Here is a 16,056-nt window from a genome sequence, read left to right as displayed (position 1 = left end):
ATGAAACGTCCGATTTATCTTGACTATGCAGCAACTACGCCTGTTGATCCTCAAGTAGCAGAACGCATGATGGAGTGTTTAACCTTTGATGGTACCTTCGGAAATGCAGCTTCTCGCTCTCATGCTTATGGATGGCAAGCTGAAGAAAAAGTTGAATATGCACGTGAACAAGTCGCAAATTTAGTTAAAGCTGATCCACGAGAAATCGTATGGACATCAGGTGCTACTGAATCTGATAACCTTGCGCTAAAAGGTATTGCTCAATTTTATGGTTCGAAAGGCAAGCATATCATTACCAGTAAAATTGAACATAAAGCAATTTTAGATACCTGTCGTGAATTGGAAGAAGAAGGTTTTGAGATTACTTATCTTGAACCAGAACCTAGAACAGGTTTAATTACGCCAGAAATGGTTCAAGCTGCACTTCGTCCAGACACTATTCTTGTTTCATTAATGATGGTGAATAATGAAATCGGTACAGTAACTGATGTTGCTGCGATTGGTGAACTTACTCGCGCCAACAAAACTTACTTCCATGTAGATGCTGCGCAAGCTGCTGGTAAAGTTGAAATTGATCTTTCAACCATGAAAGTAGACTTGATGAGCTTCTCTGGTCATAAAGTTTATGGACCTAAAGGCATCGGCGCATTATTTGTACGTCGTAGCCCTCGCGTACGTCTTAAAGCACAAATTCACGGTGGTGGTCATGAACGTGGTATGCGTTCAGGCACACTTGCTACTCACCAGATTGTAGGTATGGGTGAAGCATTTGAACTTGCAGGTAAAAACTTACATGCAGAACAAGCGCGCTTACGTGTACTTCGTGACAAGCTTTGGAATGGTTTACAAGATTTAGAACAAGTGTTCTTAAATGGTCACCCTGAATATAACGTTGCAAACTACTTAAATGTAAGTTTCAACTTTGTTGAAGGCGAATCATTGATGATGGCATTGAAAGATGTTGCGGTTTCATCAGGTTCAGCATGTACATCTGCAACACTTGAACCATCTTATGTGCTTCGCGCACTTGGTCTTTCTGATGAGTTGGCGCATAGCTCAATTCGTTTCAGCTTCGGTCATTATACGACTGAAGAAGACATTGACCATGTGATTAAAATTTCTAAAGCTGCTGTAGAGAAATTACGTGAACTTTCTCCGCTTTGGGATATGTACAAAGAAGGTATCGACTTAAATTCAGTTGAATGGGCTGAACACTAAGTTTCTAAAATCAAACACGGCATTTTATTGAAAATCAGTGAAATGCCACCATATTAGACTGTAGCAATACATATTATTAACGCTGACCCCGAGGTTTGGAGAAGCATCATGGCTTATAGTGAAAAAGTAATTGATCATTACGAAAACCCTCGTAATGTTGGTGTTTTGGATAAAAATGCAGAAAATGTTGGTACAGGTATGGTGGGTGCACCTGCATGTGGCGATGTGATGCGTTTACAGATCCAAGTAAATGACAATGGTGTGATCGAAGAAGCACGCTTTAAGACTTATGGTTGTGGCTCTGCAATTGCATCCAGCTCATTAGTCACCGAATGGTTAAAAGGTAAAACTTTAGACGAAGCACAAGCGATTAAAAATATTGATATCGCAACTGAACTTGCTCTTCCTCCTGTAAAAGTGCACTGTTCTGTACTTGCAGAAGATGCAATCAAAGCTGCTGTTGAAGATTACCGTAACAAGAAAACTAAAGCTTAATATCTGTTGTTTAAGTTTTACAGATAATTTTTTAATGGAGTTTTCATGATCAATTTAACTGAAAATGCTGCAACTCATATCAGCAATTACTTAAAGAATCGCGGTAAGGGTGAAGGTATTCGTCTTGGTGTGAAAACTTCAGGCTGTTCTGGTTTGGCATATGTACTTGAGTTTGTTGATGATATCGATGAACACGATCAAATTTTTGAACAGTTTGGTGTTAAAGTTTTTGTAGACCCTAAAAGCTTGGTGTATCTCGATGGCATGGAAATGGACTATGTAAAAAATGGTCTAAATGAAGGTTTCGAGTTTAATAACCCCAATAAAAAAGGTGAATGTGGTTGTGGTGAATCTTTCACTGTATAATCACCCTGCACTTTTTTCATGTTAAAACAGTGTCTTGCACTGTTTTAATCATATTTAATTACCCTGTTTTCTTGTAAAACATCGTGGATGAGTATCTCCCATGAGTCATTTTGAGTTGTTCGATCTCCCTGAAGCACTCGATATTGATTTAGCAACATTAAAAGCTAATTTCTTAAACTTGCAACAGCAATATCATCCTGATAAATCGGATGATAAAGACAAAGCTTTAATTAAATCGAGTGAGATTAATCAAGCGTATAAAGCCCTATCTCATGTAGATAGCCGTGCAGCATATTTACTTTCACTTAAAAAGCAAGATCATCATTTAGATCAATCCATTAATGATTTTGAATTTTTGCAGTCTGCCCTCGAAATTCGTGAGCAACTCGATGAAGCAACCAATACAGAACAGTTGCATTCTCTCAAAAAAGAAGTGCAACAATGGATCGATGGCTTAGTTCGTGAATTCAAAATTGATTTTAATGAAGAAGACTGGGCTGAAGCACGTGATACTGTACGAAAATTGCGTTTTTTCCAAAAAGTTATGAATGATATTGATAAAGCCGAAGATCAACTTCTTGATGATGAAGATTTTAGCTTAGATGATGATTTCTAAATTTTAATTTTAACTACATGTTGAACATGACTTTGTTTTTTAGCTTTTATTTTAAGGATGTAACAAATGGCACTCTTGCAAATTGCTGAACCAGGACAATCAAGTGCGCCACACGAACACCGTATTGCCATTGGAATAGACTTGGGTACAACGCATTCGTTGGTTGCTACAGTACTTTCAGGCAAAGCCAAAGTGCTGAATGATGAACAAGGTCGTGTGTTACTTCCCTCTATTGTGCATTATTCTAAAAACTCAACAGAATATGGTGATGCTGCAAAACCATTCATCACAACTGATCCCAAAAATACGATCGTTTCTGTAAAACGCTTTATGGGGCGTTCAAAAGCTGATATTAAATTTCAACATCCGCATACTTTAACAGGCGCTGATAATGAAATGCCGACTTTTGAAACCACACAAGGTCGAAAAACACCTGTAGAAATCTCAGCTGAAATTTTAAAGCAATTAAAAGATCGTGCTGAAAAGAGTCTAAGTAATCCTGTAAATGGTGCTGTCATTACAGTTCCTGCATATTTCGATGAAGCTCAACGCCAAGCTACACGTGATGCAGCAGAATTGGCGGGGCTGAATGTATTACGCTTATTAAACGAACCTACTGCGGCAGCCGTAGCCTATGGTTTAGATCAAGACACCAACCTTGCAACAGATCGTAATTACGTCATCTACGATTTAGGTGGCGGTACTTTTGACGTTTCTATCTTACGTTTCTCGCAAGGTGTTTTTGAAGTTTTAGCCACAGGTGGTCACACCGCACTCGGCGGCGATGATTTAGATCGTTTGATTGTGAAATGGGCAAAAAAACAACTTAATATTGAGACTTTGGATGATGCAGAATATGCACATTTCATAGTTTCTGCACGCAAAGCCAAAGAAGGCTTGAGTGATGCAGAATCTGTTGATATAAAAGTACTGGGACACCATCTTACACTAGATCGCGCAACCTTTGAACAAATTATCCAAGTAGCACTTGATAAAACAATAAGTGTATGTAAACGCGTAATGCGCGATGCAAAGCTTACACTTGATGATATTCAAAATGTGGTACTTGTAGGTGGCTCTACTCGCTCTTATGCTGTTCAAAAAGCCGTTCGTGAAGTATTTAACCAAGAACCACTCTGTACAATTAATCCTGATGAAGTCGTTGCCATTGGAGCGTCTATTACGGCGAATCAACTGATTGGTAATTCAAAAGATGGTTCATTACTGCTCGATGTAACCCCTCTTTCACTGGGTCTTGAGACCATGGGTGGGCTGGTTGAGCGTCTAATTTCTCGCAATACAGCAATCCCTGTAGCACGCCGTCAAGAATTCACGACCTATCAAGATGGTCAAACTGCCATGTTGATTCATGTTGTTCAAGGTGAACGTGATTTGGTCGAACACTGTCGTAGCTTAGGGCGCTTTGTATTACACGGCATTCCACCTATGACCGCTGGTCAAGCGCGTATAGAAGTGACATTCCAAGTTGATGCCGATGGTTTACTTTCCGTGTCTGCAAAAGAAACCACTTCTGGTGTTCATGCCAAGATTGACATCAAACCTTCTTACGGTCTTTCAGAAGCAGATACCGAACGCCTTTTAATTGATGGTTATAAGTTCGCTGAAGAAGACAAGCATTTACGTCACTTGAATGAAACAAAGGTTGAGGCTCGTCGTGAACTCGAGGCATTAGAACAAGCATTGAAAGTGGACAGCAAATTACTCGATCCTGAACAATTGCAAGGATTAAATCTTGCAGCCGAACATTTAAAAGTACAGCTTGAAACAGACGATATCAAATCTATCGAACATGCTGTTGAGCAATTAAAAATTCATAGTGATGCTTTTGCTGCAGAACGAATGAATCAGCATATCGATCAAGCGCTCAAAGGCACTAAACTTGATGACTGGTCAAACTCAAACTAATTTATAAGGTAAAGACTATGCCACGTATTAAAGTACTACCTCATGCAACAATTTGTCCGAATGGTGCTGAGTTTGAAGTTGAACCAAATGCCAATCTTTGCCAAAGCTTATTAAGCAATGGTATTAAAATTGAACATGCCTGCGATATGTCTAAGGCATGTACAACATGTCATGTCATTGTACGCAAAGGTTTTGATGCACTTGAAGAAATGGATGATATTGAAGCGGATTTACTTGATCGTGCTTGGGGCTTAGAACCTGACTCACGACTTTCTTGCCAAGTTAAAATCACGGATGAAGATATGGAAGTTGAAATTCCTAAATACACCATTAACCATGCTTCTGAAAACCACTAAATAATTTTTAAAAGTGCTGAATAAAAAGTAAATAAAAACCACTCAACATGAGTGGTTTTTATTTACTTTTACTTATTGCTCAGTCTTTAAGTGATAACAACAGACTTGAATGTTCAATGTAAAATTTTAAACCTGCCTAGCGAATTTCATCTTCAGCATTTAGTCTTGCAACACCTTGCGCATTGGTCAGTCGCTGCTGAACTTTAATACGATCGACCATTTTTTCAAGTACTTCAACCAGCTCTGGATACTCAAAGTTTTGCACTTCTTCTAAATTAAGCACCAAATGAAAACCTTTATATTCATAGTCAAACCATTGCTGATTTTCATTTTTACTGGCTGAGTATTTCTCCATGACCTGCCAAGTTCTCACTTTACCTTGAATACCTTTTAATTCAATTGGTGATTTTGGCGCACAGAGATAATCATTTTTAATCAATTTATAGGTTTCATCTGAAACAAGAATTTCATCAATATCCGCAGCGTACTGTAAACGCGCTGCCAAATTTGCATCGCGACCAACAATCGTATAAGCCATACGATGTACAGCACCGTAATTTCCAACGTGACAATAGCCCGTACTTACCCCCATACGGATATGCAATGGCGCATAGCCCATTTTCACCCAACGTTCACGTAGAAACTTCATTTGCTGTCGCATGGCAATTGCCATATCGATGCAGTTTTTAGCATCCTGTTCCACACCTTGCGAATCTGGATCACCAAAGAAAATCAGAATCGCATCGCCCATGAATTTATCAATGGTCGCACCATATTGCTTGGCAATTTCAGTCATATGACTAAGATAATCATTGAGTACAAATGCCAAATCATCAGGAATTAATGTTTCTGATAACTCAGTAAAGCCCTGAATATCTGAAAAGAAAACAGTGATCTTTTTACGTTTATATTCAATTTTCGCTTCAGTATCACCACGCATGATGGCTTGCCAAAGCTGCAATGGAGCATATCGACTGAGTTGATTTGACAACTCAATATAGCGATTCATTTCATTAAAATAGGTATTTTTTTTGATTTCTACACTTTTAATACGACGATTTTGATAATAATTACCGATATTAACAAACAAAATAATTCCAATAAAAGACAGCACAGAAAGTTCAGGGCTGGTTTGCTGGAAATAATCGTAAAAGCCAAAAATGAAAATAATATTGGTATAGAAAACAATAAAAGCAATCAAGATAGCCAAAGAAGCCATCATGAAAGAAATTTTACTGTTGATGGCGGTATAGATCAGCGCAAATAAAAGTACAAAAGAAACAACTAGACTTAAATGTACTGCTGCTAGTGCTGTCGAAACAACAATAACATCCACCAAAAAATAGATATTTTTACGGATTTTTGAGCCGTATGAATATTCCAGCCATCGAGAAAATTTGGGGCTGGCTAAGAAAATAAAACCAATAAAAAAGGGAACATAGAACTGATAGTTAGCAACAGGAGAAGTAAAATAATAAATGATAACAAGCAGTGCAATAATCAAATATCCCATAAAGCGCTGGAATATTTCAAATTGCTTAGGCTCTTTATCTAACATACGTTCAAATGGCAAAATATTTTACCTCGAATGTCATTTTATTAAACACTTCCCTTGTGCTGTTTTAAAAACTTAGTCCATACGCCAATCAAACGGCATATCACCTTGACCACGCAATGCCAACATTAATGTCTGACGCATATGTGCCAACACTTCATTGGTATATGGAACAGCTTGTAAACCAAATACAGGCTTAGGCCAAGCTACATCATTTTGATAACGCACGACATGATGAAAATGCAATTGTGGGACCATATTACCCAATGCAGCCACATTCATCTTGTCAGCGCGGAAAACACGTGACAGTTGACTAGATAACCAGCTCGACTCACGCAAAAACTGTTCTTGATCAGCTTGACTCAATTCATATAATTCAGTGATACCAGGTACACGTGGAATAAGAATTAACCACGGAAATTGCATATCATTCATTAAACGACATGTTGAAAGCGGAAAGTCGCCTACAAAAAAAGTATCTTGAGCAAGTTGTGGATGCAAACTAAACATATCTTTATAAATGACGCAAAATTAAAAGGATGGCTAATACTAACACATCGGTTTTCGTGTGAATATTGGTTATCTCGTGTTTCGGTACAAATAAACACAGTTTGCTTTGAACCTGATCACAATTACACTTTATAGAATCATTGTTTTTTTTCAAGATCATCTCTGAAAAAATTTCATGATTTTTTCTCAGTTCTGAATAAAGATTATTCATCTTCAACATATTGATAAATTAACGCTTTAATTCAGCAAGCAAGTTATTCAATAAATCTTGTACAAACTGAATGCGCTTCTCATATTCTTCCAACATCACCATCACTTTCAGACGTTGACCACCTTCCATACGGAACCAGGTCGGATGTTTTTGCATCATTTGAATGATACTGATTGCTTGCACGGGTGTATAAGGTGAAAATTCAATCACCCCACCATGTGCCCCAATATCAATTTTGGTGATTTCTAACTGCTCTGCCTTGATACGGATTTGATGCACACTAAATAACTGCTTGACGGGTTGTGGCGGCACACCAAAACGGTCTATCAGCTCCATCCGAATATTGTCTAATTTGTCGGCTGTATCTGTATTACTGATCCGTTTGTAGAACATCAGTCGTTGATGTACATCACCTAAGTATTCATCAGGTATTAATGCTGGCATGTGTAAAGTAATTTCAGAGGTGAGCGAAAGTGGTGTATCAAAATTAGGCGTTTTACCTTGTTGAATGGCTTTCGTCGCTTTGGCCAACATTTCCATATATAAACTATAACCGATAGCATTCATTGAACCACTTTGTTGTTCACCCAGTAACTCACCAGCGCCACGTATTTCTAAATCCTCTGTCGCTAACATAAACCCAGCACCAAGATTTGATGCTCTTGAAATTGCGTCTAAACGTTTTTCTGCATCACCTTTTAGACCTTTAAGCGAAGGTACCATCAAATATGCATACGCTTGATGATGTGAGCGCCCTACACGACCACGCAGCTGATGTAATTGCGCAAGCCCTAGCTTGTCAGCACGTTCAATGATAATCGTATTGGCATTCGGCACATCAATTCCCGTTTCAATAATGGTCGAACACACCAAGACATTATATTCTTTATGATAAAACTGCTGCATGACTTGTTCTAATTCACGCTCACGCATTTGACCATGTGCAACAGCGACACGTGCCTCAGGAACCAATTGACGAATATTCTCTGCAGCACGTTCAATGGTATCTACTTCATTATGTAAGATGTAGACCTGACCGCCACGAAGCAATTCACGCAAAATTGCTTCCTTCATGGTTTCATTGGTTTGCTCATTGACAAAAGTTTTCACAGCTAAACGGCGTGCCGGTGGCGTTGCAATGATCGAAAGATCACGCATTCCCCCAAATGCCATATTCAGCGTCCGCGGAATCGGTGTAGCTGTCAATGTCAGCATATCGACATCAGCACGCATGGCTTTAATGCGCTCTTTATCTCGCACACCAAAACGATGCTCTTCATCCACAATCATCAAACCTAAGTTTTTGAATTGCACATTTTCCTGAAGAATTTTGTGGGTTCCAATGACAATATCAACTTTTCCCTCGACCAAATCCTCAATTGTTTTGACATGACTTTTACTGGTACCAAAACGTGAAAGTACTTCAACACGGATGGACCAATCAGCAAATCGGTCTTTAAAGGATTCATAATGTTGTTGTGCCAACAATGTGGTTGGAACAAGAACCGCCACTTGTCGATTGTTCTGAACGGCAACAAAGGCTGCTCGCATCGCAACTTCTGTTTTACCAAATCCCACATCACCACAGACCAAGCGATCCATCGGTTTGGCTTGTTGCATATCATATAATGTTGCTTCGATTGCATTGGCTTGATCTAGCGTTTCTTCATAGGCAAAGCCACTGGAAAACTGCATATATGCACTTTGATCTAATTCAAAACTGATACCCGGTTTTGACTGGCGTCGCGCTTGAATATGTAATAATTCAGCAGCGACATCGTGAATTTGTTCGAGGGCTTTTCGTTTCGCTTTGTTCCATGCATCAGTTCCAAGCTTATGCAAAGGCGCTAAGTCTGGATCACCACCACTAAAACGACTAATAAGATGTAGATTTGTCACAGGCACATAAACTTTTGCATCATCTGCATAGTTGAGTTGCAAAAACTCATAATCCTGATCATCGATATTCAGTGTAACCAAACCCGCATAACGACCAACACCATGATCGATATGAACCACAGGTGCACCAATATTCAGTTCAGTCAAACTTCGAATCAAAAACTCTTCTGAAACTTCCTGTTGACGCTTACGACGGCGCTGTACAACGCGATGTTCATAAAGCTGATTTTCAGAAATTACCGACAACTCATCACTAATCACTAGACCGCGGTCTAAAGGCGCGTTTGTGATCGCAACGGAAAAATTTGATTGCTGAAAAATTTGGAAATTCTCTACAACAGGAATTTCCCCTAAACTTGCTCTTAACGCATCTTTTAAGGTTTCACGACGTCCAGCACTTTCAGCCACCAATAACACAGGATGATTGGCATCATCGACATATTGCTTGACGACCTTAAAAGGTTGCTCTTGCTTCGGATCAACAGGTAATTTTGGCGGTATTTGAACAGATAAATTAATACAGCCTGCTTTTAATTCAATCTGCTCTGTAGATGCAATAATTCTTGCAAATTGATTCAACTGTTCAAACAGCTGATTGGGCTGTATAAAAATTTCTTCAGGTGGCAGTAATGGCTGATCAATATTGTGCCGTCTATCTTCATAACGACGCATGACATCTGCCCAAAACTGGATTAAACCGTCTTCAATATACTTATCTGTAATGACAATTGCATTGCTTGGTAAGTACGATGTCAAACAACTTTGTGTCTGCATTGCAGTTTGGGTAAAAAATAATGGAAAATAAAAGTCTAATCCTGGCGATGCAATTCCCTCTAATACATCTTGATAAATTGGATTTTTCTTAGGATTTGCTGTTGGAAAGCTTTCCGCATAGCGATCTCTAAATATAGAGCGTGCTTCTTTTAAAGGAAATTCTTTTGCGGGTAATACAGTGAAATGCTCAAGTTTTGTTGTGGTTCTTTGGGTCTCAGGATCAAAAAATTTTAAACTGTCGATTTCATCATCAAACAGATCTATACGAATCGGTGCACTTTGCCCAGATGCATAGATATCCATGATGCTACCGCGTACCGCAAACTCACCGTGATCATAAACCGTATCGACTAAATGGTAACCTGCTTGAACTAGTTTTAATTTTTGTTGTTCTAAATCAAACTTCTGACCAACCTTAATATCAAAATGTTCCCCTAAAATCCATGATGTAGGTGCAACACGCTGTGCCAATGTTGTAGCCGATACCAACAAAATACCTTTTTGGGGCATATTGGCAAGAATAGACAGCCGTTCAGACACAATATCTTGATGAGGTGATAAACGATCATATGGCAATATTTCCCAATCCGGAAAAATTGTCGGTTTAACACCATAAAATTCAAGTTCACTTTCAAGTTGTGTTAAGTGCTGATTATTACGCGCGACCAGCACAAACAGCTGCTCAGACTTCTCCGTTATTTCCTTAAAAAGTAAGGCAGCAGAAGAACCAAGCATTGTACCAATCCAGCGCTTTTCGCCTGCTTTCAGTTGTTTTAAATTAAGGTCAGAGATTTCTTGTTTAAACATATTTGTATCGGGTCTAAAAGACATAAGCCATAGTTTAACATGATGACTTTGTTGAGTTCAGTGATTTTATTTGTTCAATTTATTTGGCTGATGACTAAATACGACTAATTTCCCATCAGGATAAAACCCATGCCAACCACAAGGTAGACCGCCTGCATAATAAACCTGTAAAATCTCTTGCCAAATCGGTGGAAAATAGCCATTTGCATAACAATTAAAAATATAACCGATATCATGCATGATTAATTCGTGAGCTATTCCTATTCCATCAAATGTTGTCCACTTTTCAAGTAATCCATTCAAATTTTTTGTGAACAAATCGTAATAGTTATTTTGCTGTAATTGATAATCAATTCTTGAATTCAATTTCCAATCAAAATCTTCTGGAAACTGTGAGTCAATGACTGTTTCCCAATCTGTAAATTTCTCCCAACTATTGTCCGTTGCAAAATCCATCGCTAAGCTGATGTCTGAAGTAATAAAATAATCTTTATTCGATGTATAAGGTTGACTAAAAAAATTATCACCCTCTATAAATTGAATAAATTCTCCAGCTAGCTCAACAGCTTCAGCCCAATTATTTGCAATTAACATTAGGGTCTGTGGACAATTCGTCTATGTTTGCGACTATGTGTGTTTTTTAGACGATTCTAGGCGCGAAATACGAAATTTAGTCATTCTAAATAAGTAGTTCGTAACGACGAAGCGACAAAAAACACGCTAGTCCCCGCTGCGCCTTGCGCTGCAAACAAAGCAGTGCTTTGTTCTTGCTCAGGGTTGTGGCTAAAATTATCTCAGGCTACGTTATGAAACTTAAAAATAGTCTCGCTATTCTCTTCATTTCCTTGCGGAGTATACTCCTCATACCTGCTCAATTTTAACCTACAACGCAAGCCATTTATGAAATGTCCACAGACCCTATCAATCTTTTCCAGTTCTTGTCATCATTAAAAAAATTCCGCACATGCTTCAAATCATTTATATATATCTATGAATATACATTTTGCGAAAAGTTAATAATCGTCATGGAGCCTAACATTTATATAATGATTTATTTTTCTCTTTTAAATTCTTTATAGTAGTCATTTAGTTTCCGAACAATTTCTTTAAACTGCTTTAGATTTTCTTCAGTATTGCCTAATCGAGCGACATAACGACCTGAGGCAATTTCTAAATCAATCTTTTCATTGATCAAGATTGCTTTATAAAACAGTGCCTGCAAATCATCAAAATTATTCAGTTTACGATTAGAAAAGTATTCAAGTCGTTCCGCCAATTCTGTATTTAAAACTATACCATCAACAACAAAACCATTTTCAGCATCAATTTGAATATGATGTTGTTGTAAAAAAGCTTGTTCCGCTGAGTTTCTATTGTTTTTAAATAAAGCTGCTATCTTCGTTAACATGTTTAAAACTCAACCCATAAACAATACAAACCAGTATCTTAACAAATTCAGCTAGAAATCGCTGTAAGAAGGACGTTTTCACGCCCTTCTTTGCTCATACCAATTAATGATTTATTCATCGCCCAAGTCATCTAAGAAATCTACGGTAGGTACAAAGAAAAGTGTTCCTGTTACAGCCGTACTAAAATCAAGCAAACGATCTAAATTTCCTTCATCATCCCCTTGAAACATATGCTCCAACATTTGTCGAGTGACACTAAATTTTCGGGCATAACCAATAAAGAAAGTACCATATTCGTTCTTAGATGGATTGGAAAAAGGCATATTTGCACGCATGATTTTTAATTCATTGCCTTGCTCATCATGCGCCTTACTGACCACATTGTGTGCTGTTTTGGGTTTGACATCATCCCCCAACTCAACATCGTTAAACTTTTTCCGTCCAATCACTTTTTCTTGTTCTTCATCACTTAGCTCTCGCCACTTATCCATATCGTGCATATATTTTTGAATGAAGGCATAACTGCCACCTTTAAATAATGGATCTTCATTACCCACTAAAGCGTATTCTGCGGCAATTTCCGTTTCAGGATTCTCAGTACCATCCACAAAGCCAATAATCGCACGACCATCAAAATATCGAAAACCATTCACCTCATCAATCGGATAACTCACCTCTTTTAATTGCGTATTGATGATATCCGCCAGTTCAAAACATAATGCTTGGCGATTTGCACGGATATGAAAGAATAAGTCTCCATCAGTAGATACAGCGGTGTATTTAGGTCCTTGTATTTCTTTAAACGTCTCTAATTCTTGTGGCTTAGGGTGATTTGGAAATAAACAATCCCAAGCACGTGCACCAAATCCTAATACAGCACTAAATTGTTCATCAGGATAACGGTTGCTTAAACTACGTGTTAATGCAGAAAAGTTAGCTGCGAAATCAATCACCGTATCGATAACCTCAGCCCCTTGTTTTAAACCCAATACAATAAATAAAGCATTTTCTCCTGGGCGATTTATCACAGGTTGAATTCGAGTTAAAGTCATTCCAGTTCTCAAGTATATTTTATTGGTGACAATCTATCATAGACTGATTTTAAGCTTAAGTTTTATCCGTGTAATCATGATATTTTTCTATGGAATTGATGGTTTAGACAACAACAAAAAAGCATAGTTCACATATTTAAAAAACAAAATCAACTCGCTAATCACATAAGATGCTGACGAATGGTGTTTTCAATCCTTTTGCTATCGGTATGCATAAATCTTAAAACTACCGTTGTGTTCGTATTCCTGATACATCACATTCAAACTTTTCAAAATATTTCGAAATTGATCAGTCTGATCTAAAATTTTGTCAGCAATTAAACGTCCTTGATGTTCACTTAACATCGGTTTTACAATCAGATATTCAATACTGTTAAAAATAGGCATGCCTTCTTGATAAAATGGTTGCCAATCCCCAAAGTACCACGGGACTGTATTTAAGAATTGTGTTTCCGTATTTTGATCAATTGGATCTTTGAGCAGTTTCGTCATAAAAGCAGGTGGAAAATCCAAGCGATTGATGGCATCTAGAAGTCTGATCCATTTTGAATCACTCATATAGGATGCCAACTGTCGCTGCTGTACAATTTCTCGGATCTTCAAAACCTGCTTTTTATAATTAGAATCATTTTTCAATGCATCTATATGATACTGATATTCGATATAATTTTCAGGGATACCCACATTACACTCTTTACACAAAGTAGCTTAAATCAGGTGCTTTAGTTATGTTAACTCGCCATATTGCTTTTGCAAATAATTCACAATTGACTCAGATTCAAACAATTTTGCGCCTGTATTTGGATCTTCCAAATATGGTACTTGAATGTCCTGCTTAACTCTGCCCATAACAGGAACAATTTTTTCACGCTTTCCACCCTTTAGTGGTACATATTTACCTGGTTTTAAACGTAAAGCTGCTGGACCTTGGTCTTGCCAACATTCTTTTGCAACATTGTGGAATACAAATGGAATTTCCAGTTCTGTTAATACACCCCGCACGATACGCGTGTATGGGCTTGCTTCAAAACCCCACAAGTCGAGTAATTTTTCAGGCGCAGCACGATCAATAATTTTTGGATTTACCCATACACCACGTGCGCCATTAATAACGGTTCCCACCAAAGCAACCACTGGATATTTCGGATAATGTGCGTATTTCTTTGGAGTTTTACCACTTTTACCATAATGTTTGAATAAATAATCAATAATAGCCACTGATTCATACATGGCTGTTCCAGTATTTTCATCCACAAAATAAGGAAAACGTAATTTGCCACCATTTTCTTTGACAATCTTACGGTATTTATTTCCACCTTTAGGACATGGATATACTTCATAGTCCAAATTCAGCAAAGTCATCACTTCACGTACACGGCGGCAAAATGGCGAACCCTCAAACTCATATAATTTTAAAGCTTGTTCTGGCTGATTTGGAAACGCAGTTCCAGTTACCCCACGCCCTCCTGCAGTCAGTGTTGAAGCCAATGCTTGTACGACTTTTATTTGATGATGTACCATTTTGCTACCCTCGAGCAGTCACTCTATACTTTTTATAAAGTGTCTAGAAATCCACTAATTTTTCTTTTGAAACCACAATTCCGTTATTGTCCGCATAGACATAATCACCAGAATTAAAGTTTACACTGCCAAAATATAGCGGAAGATCGACTTCGCCTATGCCTTTACGATGACTTTTTTGCGGAATTGAAGCCAATGCATGTACTCCCAAATCAAGCTCAGCAAGCGCATCTACATCACGAACACAGCCATAAATAATGACGCCATTCCAGTGATGTTTTACCGCAGATTCAGCAATCATATCGCCCATTAATGCACAACGCATGGATGCACCGCCATCCACAACCAAGACTTTACCAGCGCCCTCTGTCGCTAATAACTCTTTTACACGAGAATTATCTTCAAAACATTTCACTGTCACAATTTGACCACCAAAGGTTTTGCGTGCCCCATAGCTTTTAAAAAACTTACCATCCAATGATGGAATCAGCGTTTGGATTTCTTTATCTGGATTGTCATCGAGTAAATCACAAGTTACAAAAGGTAATGTTGTCACTTTAGTTCTCCCTTATTTGGAATTTTGTATGCGTAAATTATCATAAATTTCAATTTTTTGAGTTTGCGTTTGTGCAGCCTCGACCATAGTATGAGCCACTTGCTGTGCTGTCACTGGCTTATATTTAAAAGAATTAGGTACCCAGTGTGAAAATCGTCTATAAAGCTTTTGTGACACATCCTCAAAAAATCTTTTTTCATTTCTTTCACCCAACAATAAAGATGGTCGAATAATTGAAAAGCGATATAAATCTAGTTTCTGAATATAGGTCTCAAGTTCACCCTTAACCCTGTTATAAAAAATTGGTGAACCCGCATTTGCGCCCATAGCACTGACTAAAATTAAATGTGTTTCTGTTGTTTCAAATAAATCTGCAAAGTGCGCATTAATTTCAAAATCAATATTGTAAAAAGCTTCTTTAGAGCCTGCTTTTTTGATGGTAGACCCTAAGCAACTAAAGGCATGACTATAGCCATTCACATCTTGATCATTTAATAACAGAAAATCCTCTAAGACGAATTGCTCAACTTTTTTGTATGGGTTAAATTCAGCAATTTGACGACGAACAATTACGGTAATTTTTTCACATTCTGCAAGCGAATTAAGTTGCTCAATTAAACATTGACCGACTAAACCTGTTGCTCCAATCACAATCGCATTTTTTATCGAATTAGTCATTTTTTAAACAATCTCCTAGATTTACTACTAATCTAACGTTTTATTTCAAATTTTTCTTCAACAAAAATGTTGTCAAAGCATGTCAAGACTTGACTTTGCCGACCTCT

16 protein-coding genes are annotated in these 16,056 nt (G+C 37.9%); 6 read left to right on the top strand and 10 right to left on the bottom strand.

Annotation, left to right across the window (positions count from 1 at the left end; genetic code table 11):
• The 6 genes from AC1Z3T_RS05065 (at window position 1) to fdx (ending at window position 4,977) form a co-directional block, all read left to right on the top strand.
• Window positions 1-1,218, top strand: coding sequence for an IscS subfamily cysteine desulfurase (locus tag AC1Z3T_RS05065; RefSeq protein ID WP_004830885.1), 1,218 nt, complete (start codon window positions 1-3; stop codon window positions 1,216-1,218).
• A 108-nt stretch (window positions 1,219-1,326) separates the two neighbouring features.
• Window positions 1,327-1,713 carry a Fe-S cluster assembly scaffold IscU gene (gene iscU / locus AC1Z3T_RS05060; protein ID WP_004830886.1) on the top strand — a complete coding sequence of 129 codons (387 nt, stop codon included), beginning with the start codon at window positions 1,327-1,329 and terminating at the stop codon, window positions 1,711-1,713.
• Window positions 1,714-1,758: 45 nt separating this feature from the next.
• Window positions 1,759-2,079, top strand: a complete 321-nt coding sequence (gene iscA, locus AC1Z3T_RS05055; protein ID WP_004830887.1) for an iron-sulfur cluster assembly protein IscA — start codon at window positions 1,759-1,761, stop codon at window positions 2,077-2,079.
• A gap of 100 nt (window positions 2,080-2,179) precedes the next feature.
• Window positions 2,180-2,695, top strand: a complete 516-nt coding sequence (gene hscB, locus AC1Z3T_RS05050; protein ID WP_100885124.1) for a Fe-S protein assembly co-chaperone HscB — start codon at window positions 2,180-2,182, stop codon at window positions 2,693-2,695.
• Window positions 2,696-2,761: 66 nt separating this feature from the next.
• A complete protein-coding gene (gene hscA, locus AC1Z3T_RS05045) occupies window positions 2,762-4,621 on the top strand; it encodes a Fe-S protein assembly chaperone HscA (RefSeq protein WP_100885123.1) in 1,860 nt (619 codons plus the stop codon).
• A 17-nt stretch (window positions 4,622-4,638) separates the two neighbouring features.
• Window positions 4,639-4,977 (top strand): ISC system 2Fe-2S type ferredoxin, encoded by a 339-nt coding sequence (fdx, locus tag AC1Z3T_RS05040; protein ID WP_004830890.1) that lies wholly within the window; start codon window positions 4,639-4,641, stop codon window positions 4,975-4,977.
• Between the two features lie 136 nt (window positions 4,978-5,113).
• Here the strand turns inward: fdx and AC1Z3T_RS05035 are convergent, their stop codons facing one another.
• From AC1Z3T_RS05035 to AC1Z3T_RS04990, 10 genes are all read right to left on the bottom strand, one after another.
• On the bottom strand, window positions 5,114-6,550 hold the full coding sequence (locus tag AC1Z3T_RS05035; RefSeq protein ID WP_004830892.1) for an adenylate/guanylate cyclase domain-containing protein: 1,437 nt from the start codon (window positions 6,548-6,550) through the stop codon (window positions 5,114-5,116).
• 57 nt (window positions 6,551-6,607) lie between these two features.
• Window positions 6,608-7,042 (bottom strand): HIT domain-containing protein, encoded by a 435-nt coding sequence (locus AC1Z3T_RS05030; protein ID WP_004830893.1) that lies wholly within the window; start codon window positions 7,040-7,042, stop codon window positions 6,608-6,610.
• Between the two features lie 229 nt (window positions 7,043-7,271).
• Window positions 7,272-10,733, bottom strand: coding sequence for a transcription-repair coupling factor (gene mfd / locus AC1Z3T_RS05025; protein ID WP_100885122.1), 3,462 nt, complete (start codon window positions 10,731-10,733; stop codon window positions 7,272-7,274).
• A 66-nt stretch (window positions 10,734-10,799) separates the two neighbouring features.
• A complete protein-coding gene (locus AC1Z3T_RS05020; protein WP_100885121.1) occupies window positions 10,800-11,327 on the bottom strand; it encodes a hypothetical protein in 528 nt (175 codons plus the stop codon).
• 457 nt (window positions 11,328-11,784) lie between these two features.
• Window positions 11,785-12,141 (bottom strand): hypothetical protein, encoded by a 357-nt coding sequence (locus tag AC1Z3T_RS05015; protein ID WP_004830897.1) that lies wholly within the window; start codon window positions 12,139-12,141, stop codon window positions 11,785-11,787.
• A gap of 111 nt (window positions 12,142-12,252) precedes the next feature.
• Window positions 12,253-13,194 carry a Dyp-type peroxidase gene (locus tag AC1Z3T_RS05010; protein ID WP_100885120.1) on the bottom strand — a complete coding sequence of 314 codons (942 nt, stop codon included), beginning with the start codon at window positions 13,192-13,194 and terminating at the stop codon, window positions 12,253-12,255.
• 201 nt (window positions 13,195-13,395) lie between these two features.
• The gene (locus AC1Z3T_RS05005; protein WP_100885119.1) at window positions 13,396-13,878 is read right to left on the bottom strand and encodes a DUF6678 family protein; all 483 of its coding nucleotides are present in this window, start codon (window positions 13,876-13,878) and stop codon (window positions 13,396-13,398) included.
• A gap of 42 nt (window positions 13,879-13,920) precedes the next feature.
• Window positions 13,921-14,715, bottom strand: coding sequence for a glutathione S-transferase N-terminal domain-containing protein (locus AC1Z3T_RS05000; RefSeq protein WP_100885118.1), 795 nt, complete (start codon window positions 14,713-14,715; stop codon window positions 13,921-13,923).
• Window positions 14,716-14,758: 43 nt separating this feature from the next.
• On the bottom strand, window positions 14,759-15,271 hold the full coding sequence (rraA, locus tag AC1Z3T_RS04995) for a ribonuclease E activity regulator RraA (protein WP_100885117.1): 513 nt from the start codon (window positions 15,269-15,271) through the stop codon (window positions 14,759-14,761).
• A gap of 12 nt (window positions 15,272-15,283) precedes the next feature.
• A complete protein-coding gene (locus AC1Z3T_RS04990; protein ID WP_100885116.1) occupies window positions 15,284-15,949 on the bottom strand; it encodes a Rossmann-fold NAD(P)-binding domain-containing protein in 666 nt (221 codons plus the stop codon).
• Window positions 15,950-16,056: the final 107 nt, after the last annotated feature.

Source organism: Acinetobacter sp. B-6, from assembly GCF_056930735.1.
The sequence above is the reverse complement of the archived record's forward strand: the minus strand, read 5'-3'. Positions and strand labels throughout refer to the sequence as shown.

Bases quoted from the DNA above. Each gene is read 5' to 3' on its own strand.
- AC1Z3T_RS05065 (WP_004830885.1), top strand. From the start codon at position 1: ATGAAACGTCCGATTTATCTTGACTATGCAGCAACTACGCCTGTTGAT.
- iscU (WP_004830886.1), top strand. From the start codon at position 1,327: ATGGCTTATAGTGAAAAAGTAATTGATCATTACGAAAACCCTCGTAAT.
- iscA (WP_004830887.1), top strand. From the start codon at position 1,759: ATGATCAATTTAACTGAAAATGCTGCAACTCATATCAGCAATTACTTA.
- hscB (WP_100885124.1), top strand. From the start codon at position 2,180: ATGAGTCATTTTGAGTTGTTCGATCTCCCTGAAGCACTCGATATTGAT.
- hscA (WP_100885123.1), top strand. From the start codon at position 2,762: ATGGCACTCTTGCAAATTGCTGAACCAGGACAATCAAGTGCGCCACAC.
- fdx (WP_004830890.1), top strand. From the start codon at position 4,639: ATGCCACGTATTAAAGTACTACCTCATGCAACAATTTGTCCGAATGGT.
- AC1Z3T_RS05030 (WP_004830893.1), bottom strand. From the start codon at position 7,042: ATGTTTAGTTTGCATCCACAACTTGCTCAAGATACTTTTTTTGTAGGC.
- mfd (WP_100885122.1), bottom strand. From the start codon at position 10,733: ATGTTTAAACAAGAAATCTCTGACCTTAATTTAAAACAACTGAAAGCA.
- AC1Z3T_RS05020 (WP_100885121.1), bottom strand. From the start codon at position 11,327: ATGTTAATTGCAAATAATTGGGCTGAAGCTGTTGAGCTAGCTGGAGAA.
- AC1Z3T_RS05015 (WP_004830897.1), bottom strand. From the start codon at position 12,141: ATGTTAACGAAGATAGCAGCTTTATTTAAAAACAATAGAAACTCAGCG.
- AC1Z3T_RS05010 (WP_100885120.1), bottom strand. From the start codon at position 13,194: ATGACTTTAACTCGAATTCAACCTGTGATAAATCGCCCAGGAGAAAAT.
- AC1Z3T_RS05000 (WP_100885118.1), bottom strand. From the start codon at position 14,715: ATGGTACATCATCAAATAAAAGTCGTACAAGCATTGGCTTCAACACTG.
- AC1Z3T_RS04990 (WP_100885116.1), bottom strand. From the start codon at position 15,949: ATGACTAATTCGATAAAAAATGCGATTGTGATTGGAGCAACAGGTTTA.